Source organism: Nonomuraea maheshkhaliensis, assembly GCF_039529435.1.
GTDB classification, from domain to species: domain Bacteria; phylum Actinomycetota; class Actinomycetes; order Streptosporangiales; family Streptosporangiaceae; genus Nonomuraea; species Nonomuraea maheshkhaliensis.
This window is the reverse complement of sequence record NZ_BAAAMU010000099.1, coordinates 1-18,642: the sequence shown is the minus strand read 5'-3', so window position 1 is coordinate 18,642 and position 18,642 is coordinate 1. Positions and strand designations below refer to the sequence as shown.

The 18,642-nt window shown below is 71.2% G+C and carries 15 protein-coding genes; 7 read left to right on the top strand and 8 right to left on the bottom strand.

Features of this window, described 5'->3' with window-relative positions:
- Window positions 1-1,282 (bottom strand): PucR family transcriptional regulator ligand-binding domain-containing protein (locus tag ABFX54_RS41990; RefSeq protein ID WP_346112473.1); only part of this gene is annotated, 1,282 nt, incomplete at its 3' end.
- A 91-nt stretch (window positions 1,283-1,373) separates the two neighbouring features.
- Between ABFX54_RS41990 and gabT the strand changes: the two genes are divergently transcribed.
- Window positions 1,374-2,702, top strand: coding sequence for a 4-aminobutyrate--2-oxoglutarate transaminase (gene gabT / locus ABFX54_RS41985; protein ID WP_346112471.1), 1,329 nt, complete (start codon window positions 1,374-1,376; stop codon window positions 2,700-2,702).
- A gap of 212 nt (window positions 2,703-2,914) precedes the next feature.
- Window positions 2,915-3,115 (top strand): hypothetical protein, encoded by a 201-nt coding sequence (locus tag ABFX54_RS41980; protein WP_346112470.1) that lies wholly within the window; start codon window positions 2,915-2,917, stop codon window positions 3,113-3,115.
- A 199-nt stretch (window positions 3,116-3,314) separates the two neighbouring features.
- Here ABFX54_RS41980 and ABFX54_RS41975 read toward each other — a convergent pair whose 3' ends face one another.
- From ABFX54_RS41975 to ABFX54_RS41960, 4 genes are all read right to left on the bottom strand, one after another.
- Window positions 3,315-4,457, bottom strand: coding sequence for an extracellular solute-binding protein (locus tag ABFX54_RS41975; protein ID WP_346112468.1), 1,143 nt, complete (start codon window positions 4,455-4,457; stop codon window positions 3,315-3,317).
- Window positions 4,458-4,606: 149 nt separating this feature from the next.
- Window positions 4,607-6,115, bottom strand: coding sequence for a CoA-acylating methylmalonate-semialdehyde dehydrogenase (locus tag ABFX54_RS41970; protein WP_346112467.1), 1,509 nt, complete (start codon window positions 6,113-6,115; stop codon window positions 4,607-4,609).
- Window positions 6,112-7,392, bottom strand: a complete 1,281-nt coding sequence (locus ABFX54_RS41965; protein ID WP_346112466.1) for an aspartate aminotransferase family protein — start codon at window positions 7,390-7,392, stop codon at window positions 6,112-6,114. The genes ABFX54_RS41970 and ABFX54_RS41965 overlap by 4 nt, the downstream gene beginning before the upstream one ends.
- 106 nt (window positions 7,393-7,498) lie before the next feature.
- The gene (locus ABFX54_RS41960) at window positions 7,499-8,950 is read right to left on the bottom strand and encodes an MFS transporter (RefSeq protein ID WP_346112465.1); all 1,452 of its coding nucleotides are present in this window, start codon (window positions 8,948-8,950) and stop codon (window positions 7,499-7,501) included.
- Window positions 8,951-9,005: 55 nt separating this feature from the next.
- Here ABFX54_RS41960 and ABFX54_RS41955 point away from each other — a divergent pair, with 55 nt between their 5' ends.
- The 3 genes from ABFX54_RS41955 (at window position 9,006) to ABFX54_RS41945 (ending at window position 13,031) form a co-directional block, all read left to right on the top strand.
- Window positions 9,006-9,707: a TetR/AcrR family transcriptional regulator gene (locus tag ABFX54_RS41955; protein WP_346112464.1), complete on the top strand. Its 702-nt coding sequence runs from the start codon at window positions 9,006-9,008 to the stop codon at window positions 9,705-9,707.
- A gap of 13 nt (window positions 9,708-9,720) precedes the next feature.
- Entirely contained in the window at window positions 9,721-11,349 is a 1,629-nt protein-coding gene (locus ABFX54_RS41950; protein ID WP_346112463.1) for an AMP-binding protein, read from the top strand.
- Window positions 11,350-11,414: 65 nt separating this feature from the next.
- Complete coding sequence (locus tag ABFX54_RS41945; RefSeq protein ID WP_346112461.1) at window positions 11,415-13,031, top strand: PucR family transcriptional regulator; 1,617 nt, start codon at window positions 11,415-11,417, stop codon at window positions 13,029-13,031.
- A gap of 10 nt (window positions 13,032-13,041) precedes the next feature.
- Here ABFX54_RS41945 and ABFX54_RS41940 read toward each other — a convergent pair whose 3' ends face one another.
- Together ABFX54_RS41940 and trpS are read right to left on the bottom strand one after the other, a co-directional pair.
- Window positions 13,042-13,779 (bottom strand): hypothetical protein, encoded by a 738-nt coding sequence (locus tag ABFX54_RS41940; RefSeq protein WP_346112460.1) that lies wholly within the window; start codon window positions 13,777-13,779, stop codon window positions 13,042-13,044.
- Between the two features lie 222 nt (window positions 13,780-14,001).
- Complete coding sequence (gene trpS, locus ABFX54_RS41935; RefSeq protein ID WP_346112459.1) at window positions 14,002-14,964, bottom strand: tryptophan--tRNA ligase; 963 nt, start codon at window positions 14,962-14,964, stop codon at window positions 14,002-14,004.
- A gap of 261 nt (window positions 14,965-15,225) precedes the next feature.
- Between trpS and ABFX54_RS41930 the strand changes: the two genes are divergently transcribed.
- Entirely contained in the window at window positions 15,226-16,695 is a 1,470-nt protein-coding gene (locus tag ABFX54_RS41930) for a phosphodiester glycosidase family protein (protein ID WP_346112458.1), read from the top strand.
- A gap of 287 nt (window positions 16,696-16,982) precedes the next feature.
- On the opposite strand, the gene ABFX54_RS41925 is transcribed toward ABFX54_RS41930, so the two are convergent.
- Window positions 16,983-17,453 (bottom strand): Lrp/AsnC family transcriptional regulator, encoded by a 471-nt coding sequence (locus tag ABFX54_RS41925; protein WP_346112456.1) that lies wholly within the window; start codon window positions 17,451-17,453, stop codon window positions 16,983-16,985.
- Between the two features lie 83 nt (window positions 17,454-17,536).
- On the opposite strand from ABFX54_RS41925, the gene ABFX54_RS41920 reads away from it, so the two are divergent.
- The gene (locus ABFX54_RS41920) at window positions 17,537-18,166 is read left to right on the top strand and encodes a LysE family translocator (protein WP_346112455.1); all 630 of its coding nucleotides are present in this window, start codon (window positions 17,537-17,539) and stop codon (window positions 18,164-18,166) included.
- Window positions 18,167-18,642 lie beyond the last annotated feature (476 nt).

Sequence of the window (18,642 nt, the reverse complement as noted above, 5' to 3'; positions counted from 1 at the left end):
CGCCCCCCCCCGACCGCCCCACCCCGCCCGGCCCCTCCCCCCCGGCCACCACCTCCCGCGCCACCGCAGAGGCCACGTCATGACCGACCAGCGCCACCACCACCCGCCCCGCCACCAGACCCGCCACCAGACCCGCGGCCCGGCCTGACGCCTCACCCGACGCCTGGCCCGACGCCCCGGCCGACGCTCGGCCGTGTTCCGGCACGGGAGGCGTTCCGTCGTGGAGGGCCGTGAAGGCGTGCGGTCCCAGGGCCTCAGCGGCCTCGGCGGCCTCCGGGGGCGCCGCCAGCACCACGAAGGGCTCCTCGGGCAGGCGGCCGCCGAGCGGCTCCAGCACCACGCGAGCCCGCTCGCTCTCCCCCGCCAGCAGCAGCTCCAGCACGGCCGCGCGGACCCGGCGCTCGGCCGTCAGCCGGGTCCTGCCCTGCTCCATGGCCAGCGTCAGCAGCGAGCCGGCCGCGTTGATCACCGTGTGCGCGACCGGCGTGAAGGCGTGCCTGGCCCCGACGGCGAAGAAGCCGCGCGGCCGCCCCCCGCCGCCCAGCGGCAGCACCACGATGTGTTCACCGGGCGCGGACAGCGCGAGACTCGACGGCACCCGCTCACCGCCCCGCCCGCCCTGCTCACCACGGCGCACGTCAACGGACCGAGCCGCCGGTTCGGCCCGGCGACCGGACGGTTCGGCGGGCCGCCCGCCACGGAGCCGGGTCAGTTCGTGGGTCACCGCCTCCGGTCTGGCACCCCGGGTGGCGTGGCGTACCTCGCCGACCTCGTCCAGCAGCGCCGCCCAGCCGTCGACCTCCCTGGCCAGCCGGTCGATGACCGCGTGCATGCCCTCGGGCCGCAGCGCGGCCCGGGTCAGCCGGCCCTGGGCGGCGAAGGCGCGGCTGATCTCCTCGTACTGCTCGGCGGCCAGCAGCTCGCTGACGGCCTTGCCGATGGCGATGAACGGCGTCTCGCGCGGCACCTCCAGCAGCGGCAGCCCGGCCCGCTCGGCGGCGGTCACGAGCGCGGGCGGCGTCTCCTCATGCGAGACCCCGACGCCGAAGCCGAGACCCGCCACGCCACGGGCGACGAGCCGGGCGACATAGTGGGATTGGTCGCCTTCCATCCGCAGGCCGGTGGTGAGCAGCAGCTCCCCGCCCTCCAGGTACGGTGTCGGGTCCGCGAGCTCGCTGACCGCCACCCAGCGCACCGCGGCCTCCAGCACCCCGGGCGCCGAGGTTCCGGCCAGCGGCCGGAGGTTCATGCGGCGCACGACGGTCTGCAGCGTAGGCGGCATGCGATTTTATCCATTCCGGCAAAGACGAGGTACTTCAGTGTGACATATCGACGTATCGGAGCTCATGGGAGCCCGCCGTAGCGTCGAAGCCATGAGCATTCCCCAGGAGCGGCGCGTCGTGACCGCGATCCCAGGCCCCAAGTCGCAGGAGTTGCTGGCCCGCAAGCTGGCCGCCGTCCCGCCCGGGATCGGCACCACGCTGCCGGTCTTCGTCACCCGCGCCGGCGGCGGCGTGGTGCAGGACGCCGACGGGAACTCGCTGATCGACTTCGGCTCCGGCATCGCGGTGACGAACGTCGGCAACGCCGCCCCCAAGGTCGTCGAGCGGGTCCAGCGGCAGGTGGCCGAGTTCACCCACACCTGCTTCATGGTCACCCCGTACGAGTCGTACGTGCGGGTCTGCGAGAAGCTCAACGAACTGACCCCCGGCGACCACGAAAAGCGCACCTTCCTGGTGAACTCGGGCGCCGAGGCCGTGGAGAACGCCGTCAAGATCGCCCGGCACGCCACAGGCCGGCCGGGCGTCGTGGTGTTCGACCACGGCTACCACGGCCGCACGCTGCTCACGATGACGCTGACGGCCAAGAACATGCCGTACAAGCAGGGCTTCGGCCCGTTCGCCCCCGAGGTGTACCGGGTGCCGCTGGCCTATCCGTTCCGCTGGCCGGGCGGGCCGGAGAACTGCGCCGAGGAGGCCGCCGAGCAGGCCATCGACCTGATCACCAAGCAGATCGGCGCGGGCAACGTGGCCGCCGTGGTGATCGAGCCGATCGCGGGCGAGGGCGGGTTCATCGTGCCGGCCAGGGGGTTCCTGCCTCGGATCGCGGAGTTCTGCCGGGCGAACGGGATCGTGTTCGTGGCCGACGAGGTGCAGACGGGCTTCGCGCGTACCGGGACGTTGTTCGCCTGCGAGGACGAGGGCGTCGTACCTGACATCATCACCACCGCCAAGGGCATCGCGGGCGGCCTGCCGCTGGCCGCGGTCACCGGTCGGGCGGAGATCATGGACAAGGTGCACGCCGGCGGGCTGGGCGGCACGTACGGCGGCAACCCGCTCGCCTGCGAGGCCGCCCTCGGCGTGCTGGAGACCATCGAGGCCGAGGACCTGGTCGCCAGGGCGCGGCGCATCGGCGAGATCATGCTGCCCCGGCTGGAGGCGCTCAAGGAGCGCTTCGACGTGATCGGCGACGTGCGCGGGCGCGGCGCGATGATCGCGATCGAGCTGGTCGAACCCGGCACCAAGACGCCGAACCCGGCCGCCGTGCAGGAGATCGTCCGGCGCTGCCACGCGGAAGGGCTGCTGGTGCTGACGGCGGGCACGTACGGCAACGTGCTGCGCTTCCTGCCGCCGCTCGTCATCCCCGAGCACCTCCTGGAGGAAGGGCTCGGGATCCTGGAGAAGGCCGTCGCCGCGCTCTAGCCGACGAACCCCAACGAATCGGGCATCCACCTTGCGGCTGGATGCCCGTTTTTGTGGTGTAACCGCCGCTACTCGGGTAGAGAATTCACCTTGACTTGACGCGCAGCAGGACGCTCATGGCCTCGGTCAGGGTTATAACGGTTCCGACGTACGGAGGGGCGATGGCTGCTGGGAGCGTGATGAACTGGGGTCCGACCAGATCGGCGCGAGGTATGTTGACGTTCGACCCTGAGGGCCTGTCCGCGGCCCAGCGCGACGGCGACGCCTGCGTCGTCTGCCACAAGCGGTGGCCACGGCCCCGCGTGCGGGTGGGCTGCCTGCCCGACGAATCGGCCGTCCTGGCCTGCGGCGACTGCGCGGAGGCGCTGCTGCCGGCCCCCATGGCCACCGTCGTGGCCTTCCCTTCCCGCTGATCGACGCCGCCTGATCGACGCCGCCTGACCGACGCCGCCTGACCGCCCTCGGCGGCCCTTGTCGTCCGGAAACGCCGTCCGGGAACGCCGAGGCGCCCCGGGACGGGGGGAAGGCCCGGGGCGCCTCTTGACGGGCCTCGCCCAGCGGGGGAGAAGGGCGGGTCCGCGGCCCGGTCACGTGAGGGTCAACGGCCCTCACTCACTTGGCCAGCAGCTCCTGCCAGCGCTTGGCCCAGGCGGCATAATCAGTGCATTCCCCGTCTTCCGCCGCGCAACCCCCGGGTGGCCGAACGGCGAAGGCCACGCGGTCGAGCCGCTTGTCGTCCCCCACCCCGTACGTCTCGCACATCAGCCTGGCCCGCCCCTTGCACGCCTTGTCGTTGGCCGGCGCCATCCCGGCCCAGGCCGCCGCGTCGCGCTGGGCGTCGGCCGCGGTCATCCAGTTGAGCCACCGGTAGGCGCAGGTGGTGTCGGGCAGGTTGGCGCCCAGCATCCATGAGTCGACCCATCCGGTCGTCCGGCGCTCGGGCAGCACCTCGATCGGCTTGCCCGCCTGCTGCAGCAGCAGGCGCCAGTAGGGGGTGACCTGGGCGTAGTCGAGCCGGCCCGTGGCGAACCCCTTGATCAGGTCGAGCGGGTTGCGCCAGTAGGTGCGCTCCTTGTTGCGTTCGAGCAGCGCCATGGCCTGGTCGAGCTCGCTCTCGCTCAGCTCGTACGGCTCCTTGGCCGACCCCTCGGCCAGCGCCGCGTCCGCGATCGTCATCGGGCTGTCGCGCAGCGCCGTGCGTCCTGACGCGAACACCTGCTCCGGAGTGCCGCCCCTGACCTTGGACCGGTCGTAGACGAGCTCGTGGTAGGCCCACAGGTAGGGCACCCCGTAGACCTTGCCCGACACCGTGGTCATGTCGCGGAAGCGCTTGTCGAGGTCCTGGTAGCCGCTCACCTTGGCCGGATCGATGGCCTGCACCAGCTTGCGCTGGATCAGGTCGCCCGCCAGCGCCGGCCCGGCGGTGATCACGTCGTAGGGGCGGTCGCCGACCCTACTGGCCAGTTCCTCGGCGGTCTGCGCGGTGTCGAGCCGGGCGATCCTGCAGCCCGTCTCCTGCTCGAACGCGCCCACCCAGTTGACCTTGGAGGTGACCCCGCCGTACTCGGCGTAGCCGCGGTAGGTGAGGATCTGCAGGGTGCCGTCGAGCTGCGTGGCGCTGGGCGTGGGTGTGGGCGTCGTCGTGGCGGTGGGCGTCGCGGTGCGGGTGGGGGCGGGCGTGGCCGCGCCGCTCGGCGGCGGAGTGGGACGGGCCGCGCCCACGCCGGCCACCAGCGCCGTCGCGGCGACCGCCATGGCACACGTCATGGCGCGAGTACGACGACGATTCACGATGCCCCCTAGTCCGTGTGCAGGAGCTTACCGGGGAACCGGGGACAGGGCGGGGCGTGTGGCCGGTGCACGGGGCGGGAGCGGCGTCGTCCGCTCCCGCCCGTGACCGTCGCTCACCCGTTCGTGGGGAAGCCCAGGTTCACCCCGCCGTGCGAGGGGTCCAGCCAGCGGGAGGTGACGACCTTGCCACGGGTGTAGAAGTGCACGCCCTCGGTGCCGTGCACGTGGGTGTCGCCGAACAGCGAGGACTTCCAGCCGCCGAAGCTGTAGAAGGCCATCGGCACGGGGATCGGCACGTTGATGCCGATCATGCCCACCTCGACCTCGTTCTGGAAGCGCCTGGCCGCGCCGCCGTCGTTGGTGAAGATCGCGGTGCCGTTGCCGTACAGGCCGTCGTTGATGACCTTCAGGCCCTCCTCGTACGACGAGACGCGCACGATCGACAGCACCGGGCCGAAGATCTCGTCCGTGTGTGTCCGCGACCCGGCGGGCACGTGGTCGAGCACGGTGGGGCCGAGCCAGAAGCCGGCGGTCTCGGAGGCCTTGCCGCCGCCGAGCACGGTCGTCTCGCGGCCGTCCACGACCAGCTTGGCGCCCTCCTCGACGCCCAGGTCCAGGTAGGAGGCCACCTTGTCGCGGTGCGGCCCGGTGACCAGCGGCCCCATCTCGGACGCGGGGTCGTCGCCGGGGCCGACCACCAGGTTCTCCACCCGCTCGACGATCTTCTGCACCAGCTCGTCGCCGATCGGGTCCACGGCCAGCACGACGGAGATCGCCATGCAGCGCTCGCCCGCCGAGCCGAAGCCCGCCGAGACGGCCGAGTCGGCCACCAGGTCGAGATCGGCGTCGGGCAGCACGAGCATGTGGTTCTTGGCGCCGCCGAGCGCCTGGACCCGCTTGCCGTGCGCGGTGCCGCGCTCGTAGACGTACTGGGCGATCGGGGTGGAGCCGACGAACGAGACCGCGCGCACGTCCGGGTGCTCAAGCAGCCGGTCCACGCTGACCTTGTCGCCCTGCACCACGCTGAAGACGCCGTCGGGCAGCCCCGCCTCCTGCCAGAGCCGGGCCATGAGCAGCGAGGCCGACGGGTCCTTCTCCGACGGCTTGAGCACGAACGCGTTCCCGCACGCGATGGCGATCGGGTACATCCACATCGGCACCATGGCCGGGAAGTTGAACGGCGTGATGCCGGCCACCACGCCGAGCGGCTGGCGGATCGAGTAGGAGTCCACCCGGGTCGAGACGCCCTCGGAGTAGCCACCCTTGAGCAGGTGCGGGATCCCGCAGGCGAACTCCACGACCTCCAGGCCGCGGGCCACCTCGCCGAGCGCGTCGGAGTGCACCTTGCCGTGCTCGGCGGAGATGAGCGCGGCGAGCTCGTCGCGGTGGGCGTACATGAGCTCGCGGAAGCGGAACAGCACCTGCGCGCGCCTGGTCAGCGAGGCGTCGCGCCAGGCGGGGAAGGCGGCGACGGCCGCCGCCACGGCCGCGTCCACGTCGGCGGCGGAGGCCAGCGCGACGTGGCCGCTCACCTCGCCGGTGGCGGGGTTGTAGAGCTCCGCGGTACGCGCCGGGTCGCCGTCGGCGAGGGCTCCGTTGATCCAGTGCTTGACCGACTTCACTGAGCTGCCGCCTCCGCGTCGATGGTCTCCAGGGCCGTGACGATGATGCCGAGGCCCTCGGTGGCCTCTTCCACCGTGAGGGTGAGGGGCGGGGCCATGCGGATGGCGGTGCCGTACAGGCCGCCCTTGCCCGCCAGCAGGCCCGCCCGCTTGGTCAGCTCCATGAAGCGGCCCGCCTGGGCAGGCGTCTCCAGGTCGACCGCGAACATCAGCCCCTTGCCGCGCACGCCCTTGACCACGGACAGGCGCTCGGCGGCGGCCTTGAGCCCGCTGATGATGATCTCGCCGGTACGGGCGGCGTTGGCCTGGAGGTCGTGGTCGAGCACGTAGTCGAGGGTGGCGTTGGCCGCGGCCATGGCGATCGGGTTGCCGCCGAATGTCGACAGGCCCACGGCGTGCGGGGCGTCCATGAGGTCGCCGCGCGCCACCACGCCGCCGACCGCGAAGCCGTTGCCCAGGCCCTTGGCGAACGTGATCATGTCGGGGGTCACGCCGTGGTTCCCGATGCCGAAGAACGAGCTGCCGGTCCGGCCCCACCCGGTCTGCACCTCGTCGGAGATGAACAGGATGCCCTGCTCGTCGAGGACCTCCTTGTAGGCGGCGAACAGCCCGTCGGGGGCCATGGTGAAGCCGCCCACGCCCTGCACCGGCTCGGCGATCAGCGCGGCCACGTCGTTCGAGACGCTCGTGGCCAGCACGTGGCGCAGGTCGTCCACGCAGGCCGCGATGTAGTCGGCGTCCGACAGGCCCTTGAACTGGGTGAGGTGCCGGTCGGCACCGTGCAGGAAGTGCACGTTGAGCGGGGAGAGCGAGTTGTTCTTCCACGACCGGTTCGCGGTGACGCTGATCGCGCCGAAGCTGCGCCCGTGGTAGCTCTGGCGCATGGCCAGGACCTGGTCGGTCTTGCGCGCGTACGTGGCCAGCAGCAGCGCCGTCTCGTTGGCCTCGGTGCCGGAGTTCGTGAAGAAGACCTTGGCGTCGGGGATGCCGGACAGCCGGGCGATCTTCTCGGCCAGCTCGATCTGGCCGCGCAGCAGGTAGAGGGTGCTGGTGTGCACCACCCCGGTGGCGAGCTGGCGCTCGACGGCCGCGCGCACTTCGGGCACGTCGTAGCCGATCATGTTGGTCAGGATCCCGGCGAAGAAGTCGAGATAGCTCTTGCCGTCCGCGTCGATGACGCGGTTGCCTTTGCCACTGACGATCTCGATGGGGTCGTGATAATTGAGGGCCAGCCAATTGGGCATCACTGCCCGGTGGCGCGCGAGAAGCTCCGACATGTTACCGAGTATCCCTTTTTCTGGGACCGACCTGCTCCTGCAACATGTCGGAGGGGAGAAGTTTTGCCTTACACCCTGACACCCTCCAGACCCAAAGCCCGGCCGTTCAGACCTGGACCGGCTCCGGAGCGGGGGCGGACGGCGCCGCCGGGCGCAGGACACTGAAGGCGAGCAGCGCGGCGGCCACGCAGAACCCGCCGCCCACCCACGCGCCGAGGTGCATGGCGGAGGTGAAGGCCCGGTCGGCGGCCTCGCCCAGCCCGGCCGCGTGCGCCGCGCCGATCGACTCGCGCGCCGCCGCCGGCAGGCCGGCGGGCATCTCGGCGGTGTAGCGGCCGGCCAGGACACTGCCCAGGACCGCGATGCTGAGCGCCATGCCGACCTGCTGGACGGTGTCGTTCAGCGCGGAGCCGACGCCGGCGTGCTCCATCGGAATGGCACCCATGAGCGAGGCGTAGGCCGAGGGCCCGGCCAGGCCGCCGCCGATGCCCATGAGCACCAGGCCGGCGAGCAGCGGCAGGTAACCGGTGGTCAGGGCCATGACGACGAAACCGCCGGCCATCAGCAGCAGCCCGGCCGCGATCAGCACCCGGTTGCTGAGCCGCTTGCCGAGCCCGGCGCCCACGCCGTTGAAGATCGCGGCGGCCACGGCGTAGGGCAGCAGGGACAGCCCGGCCTGCATCTCCCCGTACCCGAGCACGAACTGCAGGTACTGGGTGAGCATCAGCATGACCGCGCCGGCGCCGAACGACATCAGCAGGATCGAGAACGACGCGCCGCTGAAGTTGCGGTTGGCGAACAGGTGCAGCGGCAGCATGGGCTCGTCCCTGCGCCGCTCCCAGAGCACGAAGGCGCCCAGGGCGACGACCGCGAGCACGATGACGGGGACGTTCCACTCACGCTCGATGATCACGTAGACGCCCGCGGTCAGGCCCGTGATCGACAGCAGCGCGCCCACGGGGTCGATCTTCCGCCCGGCGCTGCGGCTCTCAGGCATCAGCACCACCGCGGCCACGATGGCGACGGCGGCGACCGGCACGTTCAGCAGGAAGACCGAGCCCCACCAGTAGTGCTCCAGCAGGAAGCCGCCCAGGGTCGGGCCCGACACCATGCCGACCAGCGCCACGGCGCTCCAAGCGGCCATGGCCTTGCGCCGTTCGTCGTCGGCGAAGACGGTCATCAGGATCGACAGCGTGGACGGCATGACCAGCGAGCCGCCGACGCCCATCAGGAACCGGGCGGCGATGAGCTGCCAGGGCTCGGTGACGAGCACGGCGAGCAGGGACGCGCCGCCGAAGAAGACCAGGCCGATGATCAGGAGGCGGCGGCGGCCGTACGTGTCGGACAGGCTGCCCGCGGTGAGCAGCAGCCCGGCGAAGGCCAGCACGTAGGCGTCGATGATCCACTGGATGTCGGACGGGGTCGCGCCCATCTCCTGGTTCAGCGAGGGGATGGCCAGGTTGAGCACCATGTTGTCGATGACCAGGACCAGCAGGGCGAGACACAGAGCGGCGAGGGTCCACCAGCGACGGGGATCTCGTACGGTGTTCGAGTTCACTCGCACACTGTACGACAACTCTCGTACAGTGTGCGAGTGGATTTAAGCTGGGAGCATGACAGGCAAGACGTACACCTCCGTGTGGCTCCGCGAGCCGCGTAAGGCCACCAGCCCCGGCCGCAGCCGGGAGGAGATCGTCAGAGCCGCGCTCGACCTGCTCGACGAGGAGGGCATCGACGGGCTGAGCATGCGCAAGCTCGGCGCCAAGCTGAGCGCGGGCGCCACCAGCCTCTACTGGTACGTCGCCAACAAGGACGAACTCCTCGAACTGGCCTACGACGAGACCTGGGGCGCGATCATCGTCCCCGACCCCGAGGAGGCGGGCTGGCGTGAGACGACCTCGGTCCTGGCCCACAGCATGCGCCAGGTGATGCTGCGACACCCGTGGATCGCCAACCTGCTCGGCCGACTGCCCGCGCTCGGGCCCAATGCGCTGCGGGTCGCCGACCGAATGCGGCAGGCGTTCAAGCTGGCCGGCTTCACCGGGTTCGACGTCGACTACGCCGGGGCCACGCTGACCGGCTACGTCTACGGCATGACCCTGCCCGAGATCGCGTGGAACAGCACGATGGCCGCCGACGACTACGACGCCGACACTATGCGCGCGCAAGTGAGAAAGGCCGCCGCCGACTTTCCCGAGATGCTGGATCGCGTCGACATGGACACCTACGAGGATCCTCGGATGATGCGGGCGGTCGCGTTCGACTTCGGTCTCGTGTCGGTGCTCGACGGCCTTGAGCGGCGGCTGGTCACGTAGCAGGATCCGGGACATGAGCGATTTCCGTGCCGCCCGCGACTTCCTTCTCGGCGCCGACCCCGCCACCGCCCGCCGTGACTTCCGCTGGCCGCGAGCCGCCGAGTTCAACTGGGCGCTCGACTGGTTCGACGGGGTGCTCGCCGCCGAGACCCCCGACGCCGTCGCGCTCAAGATCGTCGGAGCTAGCAGCGCCGACTACACGTTCGCCGGGCTGTCGGCCCGCTCCAACCAGGTCGCCAACTGGCTGAGCGAGCAGGGCGTGCGCCGGGGCGACCGGATCCTGCTCATGCTCGGCAACCAGGCCGAGCTGTGGGAGGCGCTGCTGGCCGCGATGAAGCTGGGCGCGGTCGTCATCCCGGCCACCACGCTGCTGACCGGCAAGGACATCGCGGAGCGGATCGAGCGCGGGCGGGTCTCCCACGTCATCGCCAACGCCGCAGACGCGGGCAAGTTCGGGCCGGGCGAGTACACCAGGATCGCCGTCGGCGACGCCTACACCTGGCTGCTGTACCACGAGGCGTACGAGGCGCCCGAGACCTTCACCCCCGACGCGCCGACCCGCGCGGACGACACGCTGCTGCTCTACTTCACCTCCGGCACGACCTCGCAGCCCAAGCTGGTCGAGCACACCCACGCCTCCTATCCGGCCGGGCACCTGTCCACGATGTACTGGATCGGCCTGCGGCCGGGCGACGTGCACCTCAACGTGTCCTCGCCGGGCTGGGCCAAGCACGCGTGGAGCAACGTCTTCGCCCCCTGGAACGCCGGGGCCACCGTGCTCGTCCACGACTATCACCGCTTCTCCGCGCCCGCGCTGCTGGAGGTGCTGCGCGACGAGCGGGTCACCACGTTCTGCGCGCCGCCGACCGTGTGGCGGATGCTCATCCAGGAGGACCTGGCGGCGTGGAAGCTGCCGCTGCGCACGGCCGTGGCCGCCGGCGAGCCGCTCAACCCCGAGATCATCGACCAGGTGGCCAAGGCGTGGGGCATCACCATCAGGGACGGCTACGGGCAGACCGAGACCACCGCGCAGATCGGCAACGCGCCCGACGAGCCGGTCAGGCCCGGGTCCATGGGCCGGCCGCTGCCCGGCTACCAGGTCGTGCTGATCGATCCGGTCTCGGGTGAGCAGGGCGACGACGGCGAGATCTGCCTGCCGCTGGACGACCGCCGCCCCCTCGGCCTCATGTCCGGATATATCGGTGGATCGGGGGATGCGATGCGGGACGGCTTCTACCACACGGGCGACGTCGCCACCCGCGACGCCGACGGCTACATCACCTACGTGGGCAGGACCGACGACGTCTTCAAGGCCTCCGACTACCGCATCTCGCCGTTCGAGCTGGAGAGCGTGCTGCTGGAGCACGCGGCGGTGACCGAGGCGGCCGTGGTGCCCGCGCCCGATCCGGTACGCCTGGCCGTGCCCAAGGCGTATGTGACGCTGGCCCCCGGCTTCGAACCGGACGAAGCCACCGCCCGGTCGATCTTCGAGCACTGCCGCAGGGAGCTGGCCCCGTACAAGCGGGTGCGGCGGCTGGAGTTCGACGAGCTGCCGAAGACGATCTCCGGCAAGATCCGCCGCGTCGAGCTGCGGGTACGCGAGCCGCGCAGGGAATACCGGGAAGAGGATCTTCACTCCTGACCGGGTTGGCAGACTGTCAATCGACCCTCCGCCGTTCTTACAGGCTGATCGGATAGGCTCGGCCCGTGCTCCCCACCATCGCCGACGTCCTCGCTCTGGAGACCGTGCGCCGGGGCAGCCCGCGCGTGGTCGCGGGCGCCGACCGGCTCGACACCAGGGTGCGGTGGGTGCACGTCGGCGAGATCGCCGACATCGCCCAGCTGCTCCGCGGCGGCGAGCTGGTGCTCACCACGGGCGTGGCCCTGCCGGAAGACCCCGACAAGCTCGCCGACTACATCGGCGAGCTCTCCTCCGTCGGCGCCTCGGGGCTGATCGTTGAGCTGGGCCGCAGGTTCGTGGGCGAGCTGCCGCAGGTCGTGGTCAAGGCGGCGGAGGAGCACGGGCTGCCGGTCATCGTGCTCACCCGCGAGACGCCGTTCGTGCAGATCACCGAGTCGGTGCACGCCCGCATCATCGACATCCAGCTTGAGGAGCTGCGCGCCTCCGAGCAGCTGCACGAGGTCTTCACCGAGCTGTCGGTCGAGGGCGCCTCACCGGCCGAGGTGCTGGCCCAGGTGGCCCGGCTGTCGGGCCGGCCGGTGCTGCTGGAGAACCTCGCGCACCAGGTCCTGGCCGCCGAGTCGGCGGGGCGCGACGCGGGCGCGCTGCTGGCGGGCTGGGAGACCCGGTCCAGGGCCGTCGCTCCGGCCGAGCGCACCGCGTACGATCCAGCCTCCGGCTGGCTGGTCACCACGGTGGGCGCGCGCGGCCAGGACTGGGGGCGGCTGATCCTGCTCTGCGACGCGCAGCCGTCGCCGCGTGACATGGTGCTGGCCGAGCGCGCCGCCACCACGCTCGCCCTCGGCCGCCTGCTGGAGCGCCACCAGGAGTCGCTGGAGCGCCAGGCCCATGGCACCATCATCACCGGCATCCTCACCCACGCCTACGCCGACCCCGACGAGGCCGCCGCCCGCGCCCGCGCGGTGGGCGTGCCGCTCACCGGCCGCAAGCTGATCAGCGTCGTCATCAGGCCGACCGAGCCGATCGACCAGGCGCTCGACGGGCAGGCGCAGCTCGGCGAGCTGGCCGAGGCCACCGCCGCCGCCTGCCGCGACGCCCGCCTGCCCGCCCTGGTGGGCGCGCTCGACCAGGAGCGCGTGGGCGTGCTGATGCCGCTGCCGCCGCGCACCCAGGCCGAGCCCGCGCTGACCTCGCTCTCCGAGCGGCTGCGCGTGCTGTGGCGGCCGGGCTCGTCGTTCGTGCTGGCGGCCGGCTCGGTGGTCGAGTCCATCAGAGACGTACGCCGCAGCTTCCTCGAAGCCGAGCAGGTGGCCGACGTCGCGGTCCGCCAGCCCGACGGCCGCGCCTACTACCGGCTGCCCGACCTGCGCCTGCGCGGCCTGCTCCACCTGCTGCGCGACGACGCCAGGCTGCAGACGTTCGCCGAGCGGGAGCTGGGCCCGCTGCTGGCCCACGACGCGCAGCGGGGCGGCGACCTGACCCGGATCCTGCGCGTCTACCTCGACTGCGGGCGCAACAAGGCCGTCGCCGCGCAGAAGGCCCACCTGTCCAGGCCCGCCTTCTACGACCGGCTGCGCCGCCTGGAGCGCATCCTCGACACCGACCTCGACGACGTCGAGTCCTGCCTGTCCCTGCACGTGGCGCTGCTGGCGCTGGAGTCGTTCAGGAGAGACAGCCGCTGACGGCCGCAGGTCAGGGGGTCCACCACTCCGCCTTGCACTCCGAGGCCAGGTCGTCGACCGTGACGCGCTTCTCCTGCAGCACGAGCCCGTTCGCCGTGATCCGGCAGACGAGCGTGCCCTGCTCGGCGCTCCGGCCGGCGATCAGCCACACGCTCAGCGGCGCCTCGCCGAGCTTCACCTTCCGCGTGTAGGGAAGCCGCACGAAGCTCTCGTCCACGGTGCCCGCCTTCCGCGAACGGCTGTCGATCCGGTACGCCACCGAGGCGACCTCGACCCCGTCACCGACGACCGCCAGCTCGACCTCCGTCGGCTCGTCCAACGGGACAGCGGTGCCGACGCCCGCCGGGCCCGCGGACGGGGGCGGGACGATCGCGTTCTGCCCCCCGATCGACTGGAGGAAGAGCAGCACCGCGATCGCCACCGAGGCCACCCCCAGCACGACCCCGCCGGCCGCGAACAGCTTGCCGCCCAGCACCTTGACCGCGATGGTCACCACGCCGAGCAGGGCGCCGAGCAGGCCGAGCGCCGCGCCCGGCAGCCGCAGCACAGGGAAGAACGCCGCCAGCGCGCCGATCCCGCCCCAGAGCAGGGAGATGATGCCGAGTGCTGGAGCGGGCGGCGTGTACCGCGGCAGGCCGGGCGGCGGCCCGGGCGGCCGGCGGAGCTCGCCTCCCGGCCCAGGCGGCGGCTGATCGGCCGGCTGCCGGTCGGACAGGTGCTGGTCGGGCGGTTGCCAGTCGCCATTCATGGCAGGTTCCGATCGGGAACGGCGGGGGCGGGCTCGAATCGGCTTTCCGACCAGGGTGGGGATCGACGCACGACTTAACGATAAATCTCCGGAGCTCTTCCGCTTTCTGACCTCGTCAAATGTCCGGAAAATGTCCTCATCCGCACCCAGCCGCGTTTCAGAAATGCGCGACGCCGGGAAAGGCGTGACCTCCCGCCGGCGCCGTTCGGAAAAGCACCGCGTTCAGAAGCCCATCGCGACCCGCACCTCCTCCAGCGTGCGCACCGCCCGCTCCCTGGCCCGCGCGTTGCCCTCGGCCAGGATCCGCCGTACGTCGCCCGCGCCCAGCTCGGCGCGGCGCTTCCTGATCGGCCGCAGGAACTCGTTGACCGCCTCGGTCGTCACCCGCTTGAGCGTGGCCGCGCCACCGTCGCCGATCTCCTCGGCGAGCTCGCCCGGCGACCGTCCCAGGCACAGGCCCGCCAGCGTGAGCAGCCCGGCCACGCCCGGACGCCGCTCCTCGTCGTAGGTGATCACCCGGTCGGGGTCGGTGACGGCCCTGCGGATGAGGGCGGCGGTCTCGTCCTCGGTGGCCGACAGGGGGATCGCGTTGCCCCGGCTCTTGCTCATCTTGCCGCCGTCCAGCCCTCTGAGCAGCGGCTGCTCGCCCAGCAGCGCCTCGGGCAGCGGGAACACCTCGCCGTAGCGCTCGTTGAAGCGCCGCGCCACCAGCCGCGTCACCTCCACGTGCGGCAACTGGTCCCGGCCCACCGGCACCAGCGTGCCCTTGCAGAACAGGATGTCGGCCGCCTGGTGCACCGGATAGGTGAACATCAGGCCGCTCACCGCCGACTGCGAGCTGTGCGCGATCTCGTCCTTGACCGTCGGGTTGCGCCGCAGCTCCGCCACGGAGACCAGGCTCAGGAACGGCAGCAGGAGCTGGTTCAGCTCGGGGATCGCGCTGTGCTGGAAGATCGTCACCTTGGCCGGGTCGATCCCCACCGCCAGGTAGTCGAGCAGCAGCTCGGTGGTGTGCCTGCGGATCTCGCCCGGCACGTCGCGATCGGTGATCACCTGATAGTCGGCGATCAGCACGTACATCGGAAAGCGTTCCTGCAACCGCACCCGATTGGCCAGCGAGCCGAAGTAGTGGCCGAGATGCAGCGGGCCCGTAGGGCGGTCGCCGGTGAGCACGAGGTCGTTCATCAGGTCTTTTCTCCTCCGGAATCGTGCCGTCCCGGAGAGAAGCCGCCCGCGTCGGTGGGCCGTCCCAGGGACGGCCCTTGCATGCGAATGTCAGCGGCCGTCTGTCGGCCGCCACCACATGCAGTTGCGAGTCATATCCGAATCATATCCAAGTGTGGTGTCAATCTCGTAACCTCTTTACTCGTTTCGCGCGTTCTCCTGCCCTGGAGACCATGATCTCGCCACTATGGTGCGGTCCCTCTTCCGCCCTCTGGAGAGTTCATGTCTCGACGTACCCTCGCCGCCGGCTTGGCCATGGCCGCGGCGCTCCCCCTCACCGCGCTGCCCGCGACCGCGGAGCTGCGATCGGTGAGGTTCCCGTCGGCCAAGTTCCCGCTGGGCGCACGTGCTGTGCCGACCAAGACGATGACCACCGTGACGCAGGGCATCGACCTGTACGACGTGAAAGCCGGCTCGTCCACCGACGGCTACACGGTGACCGTTCTCATGCCGAGCGGCCGTGACTACGGGATGCTCCCGACCGCCGAGGCCAGGGTCGCCGAGGTGGAGGCGGCCGGCGAGACCGCCAGCCTGCAGAAGGTCGTCCGCCCCGGCGTCGCCGACGCCCCCTCCCAGACCGTCTACATGGTCCGCGTCGGCCTGTGGTCGTTCAAGGACAAGAAGAAGGCCGAGAAGAGCGCCAAGAAGCTCAAGGAGGCCGGGCTGAAGGTCAAGGTCGACTACCTCGGCGACGACGGGCTCAAGACCACCGGCCCCTGGGACGTCAAGGTCGTCATGATCGACGCGCGGACGTTCCGCGGCTCGTACGCCGCCACGCTCGGCACCAGCGTGGCCAAGCGCGAGACCGTCTCCTCGATGGCCAAGGCCGGCAAGGCCGTGGTCGCGATCAACGGCGGCTTCTTCAACATCCACACCGACAAGGCGCTGCGCGGCGAGCCCGTCGGCGCGTCCGTCGTCGGCGGCAGACTGCTGAGCGAGGCCGTGCCCGGCCGCTCGGCCGTGGTGCTCAGAGGCCGTACCGCCAAGATCACCGAACTGAAGACCGACGTGACCGCGATCTCCCAGGACGGCGAGCGGGTCGAGGTCAACGGCGTCAACCGGGCCGCGGCGACGGACGAGCTGGTCCTCTACACGGAGGAGTACGGGGCCAAGACCCCCACCGGCGGCACCGACGCCGTCCTCGACGCCTCGGGCCGGGTCACCGGCCTGCGCGCCTCGGGCGCCGCGGTGGCCAAGGGCACGCGGGTGCTGCACGGCAACGGCGTCGGCTCCGACTGGCTGAACGAGCACGCCTGGCAGGAGTGGAAGGTCGACGTGGTGACCAAGGTCGTGGACCTGCGCACCAAGAAGGCACTCAAGCTCACCCCCGACCTGCACGTCATCGCCGGCGGCGTCGGCCTCGTCCGCAACGGCAAGACGAAGATCACCGCCAAGCGCGACGGGCACGATTCGATGAACATGATCCTGCGCCGCCACCCGCGCACCCTCCTCGGCACCACCAAGAACGGCAGCCTCATCCTGGCCGCCATCGACGGGCGCCAGCCCGGGGTGACGGTGGGGGCGAACTTCGTGGAGGCGGCCCAGTTCATGCGCTGGCTGGGCGCCACACAGGCGATCAACCTGGACGGCGGCGGCTCGACCGCCCTGTTCGTGGACAAGAAGGTGGTCAACCGGCCGTCCGACGGCGCCGAACGCGGCGTCGGCGACGCCCTCCTGGTCCTGCCCCAGTAACCCTCCGTCCGCTCTCTGGGACCCGCAGACGACCTGCGGGTCCCTTCTTCATACGGTACGGAATCCGCTACGGCCTCATGTGGCACGGAATCCGCGGCGGCCGGGCGGGCCACAGGTCCGCGTACCGCAGGAAGACCTACAACCCGCCACAGACCGCTCCGCAGCGGGACCGGCGGCCCCGCCCACAGAACCCGCCGCAGCGGGCCCAGCGGCCAGACTCACAGAACCGGGCCGCATGCTCGCATGAGGTCCGGCTGTGACGGGACGGGCAGGCCCTGAGGTTGGGGTCAGCGCGTCCGGCTGTCGGTGACCGGCAAGCCCGCGTCCGCTTTGATGGCCTTCATGGCCAGATGCGAGGTGGCCTGCGCTACCCCCGGCAGCCCGGACAGCGTCTCCGAGTAGAACCGCTCGTACGCGTGCACATCCACCACCGCCACCCGCAGCAGAAAGTCCGGATCCCCGAACAGCCGGTGCGCCTCGACCACCTCCGGCATCTCCGCCACCCGCCGCTCGAACTCCGCGACGGTGTCGTGGTCCTCGTACCTCATCACCACCGTCACGAACGCCTGGAAGCCGCGCCCGATCGCCTCCCCGTCGAGCAGCGCCCGGTAGCCGCGGATGACGCCCGTCCGCTCAAGGTGACGCACCCGGCGCAGGCACGGCGACGGCGTGAGCCCCACCCGATCGGCCAGTTCGGTGTTGCTGAGCCGCCCGTCCCGCTGGAGCTCCTGGAGGATTCTGCGGTCGATGGCGTCCATGGCGCAACATCCTGCCATGGACAGCTCCGCACGGGCATGGATCCACCATCGTGTGCCAGCCCGTTTCGGCTAGCGTCGCCGGTATGGACACCCACCTCCTGCTGCTGTTCCTGGGGATGGACCTCCTCCTGATCTGCACCCCAGGACCCGACATGCTCTACGTGATGGCGCGCTCGCTCGGCCAGGGCCGCAGGACCGGGCTGACCGCGGTGGCCGGCATCTGCGGCGGTTACGCCATGCACACCGCCGTGGCCGCCGCCGGGCTGGCCGCCGCACTGCGCGCCGTGCCCGCCGCGCTGCCCGCGATGAAGTACGCCGGAGCCGCCTACCTGGTCTTCCTCGCCGTCAGAACGCTGCTGGCGCTGCGGAACCGCGGCGGCCACGCGCTCGCGGCACCCACCGCGGAGCCGTCCGGCAAGGTGCTGCGGCAGAGCCTGCTCACGGCCCTGCTCAACCCGAAGGGCCTGCTGCTGTACCTGTCGCTGATGCCGCAGTTCATCTCGACCGGGACGGGGGTGCCGCTCGGCTTCCAGCTCGCCGCGCTCGGCCTGCTGCACGTCGTGAACTGCGCCCTGCTCTACGGCCTGGTCGCCGCCCTCACGGCCCGAGCCGGCCGCGCCCTGACCGGCACCCCGAAAGCGGCCCGCCGCGTCTCGGTCGTATCAGGCACCCTGCTGCTCGTCGTCGCGGCCGCCACCCTCGGCACCCATTAGCCGCACTCGCCGTCGCGGCGACCATCAAGCGCGGCCCGTCCAACACAGGGTCCCGGCAGGCATCGAACGCGGCCCGTCCAACACACGGACCCGACAGCCACCGGACGCGGACCGTTCAGCCGACGGTCGCGGCGGCCATGCGGGCTCCGCTCAGGCGCCGCGAGCCGTCCAGCACGCCGGCTACTCCCTGGTCGTGCGCGTGCCTGGATGCCCCACCCCAGCACCCGTTCCCTGACCCGCAGCAACGCCGCCTCCGACACACCCGCCGTCAGCAGACCGGCGACCCCCAGCACAATCAGGGTGACGGCCTCCCGTGACAGCCGCTACCAGAAAGCCGTCATGCCCGGAATCCGCCCCATACACGTGGAAACGCAAGGAGAGGGTTCCGACACCCACAACAGGTGTCGGAACCCTCTCCTATAAAGATTGTCCGGCGGTGACCTACTCTCCCACACCCTCCCGAGTGCAGTACCATC

What these genes read in the sequence shown, in the direction of transcription:
- gabT (WP_346112471.1), top strand. Translation starts at nt 1,374, where the DNA reads ATGAGCATTCCCCAGGAGCGGCGCGTCGTGACCGCGATCCCAGGCCCC.
- ABFX54_RS41980 (WP_346112470.1), top strand. Translation starts at nt 2,915, where the DNA reads ATGTTGACGTTCGACCCTGAGGGCCTGTCCGCGGCCCAGCGCGACGGC.
- ABFX54_RS41975 (WP_346112468.1), bottom strand. Translation starts at nt 4,457, where the DNA reads ATGGCGGTCGCCGCGACGGCGCTGGTGGCCGGCGTGGGCGCGGCCCGT.
- ABFX54_RS41965 (WP_346112466.1), bottom strand. Translation starts at nt 7,392, where the DNA reads ATGTCGGAGCTTCTCGCGCGCCACCGGGCAGTGATGCCCAATTGGCTG.
- ABFX54_RS41955 (WP_346112464.1), top strand. Translation starts at nt 9,006, where the DNA reads ATGACAGGCAAGACGTACACCTCCGTGTGGCTCCGCGAGCCGCGTAAG.
- ABFX54_RS41950 (WP_346112463.1), top strand. Translation starts at nt 9,721, where the DNA reads ATGAGCGATTTCCGTGCCGCCCGCGACTTCCTTCTCGGCGCCGACCCC.
- ABFX54_RS41940 (WP_346112460.1), bottom strand. Translation starts at nt 13,779, where the DNA reads ATGAATGGCGACTGGCAACCGCCCGACCAGCACCTGTCCGACCGGCAG.
- trpS (WP_346112459.1), bottom strand. Translation starts at nt 14,964, where the DNA reads ATGAACGACCTCGTGCTCACCGGCGACCGCCCTACGGGCCCGCTGCAT.
- ABFX54_RS41930 (WP_346112458.1), top strand. Translation starts at nt 15,226, where the DNA reads ATGTCTCGACGTACCCTCGCCGCCGGCTTGGCCATGGCCGCGGCGCTC.
- ABFX54_RS41925 (WP_346112456.1), bottom strand. Translation starts at nt 17,453, where the DNA reads ATGGACGCCATCGACCGCAGAATCCTCCAGGAGCTCCAGCGGGACGGG.
- ABFX54_RS41920 (WP_346112455.1), top strand. Translation starts at nt 17,537, where the DNA reads ATGGACACCCACCTCCTGCTGCTGTTCCTGGGGATGGACCTCCTCCTG.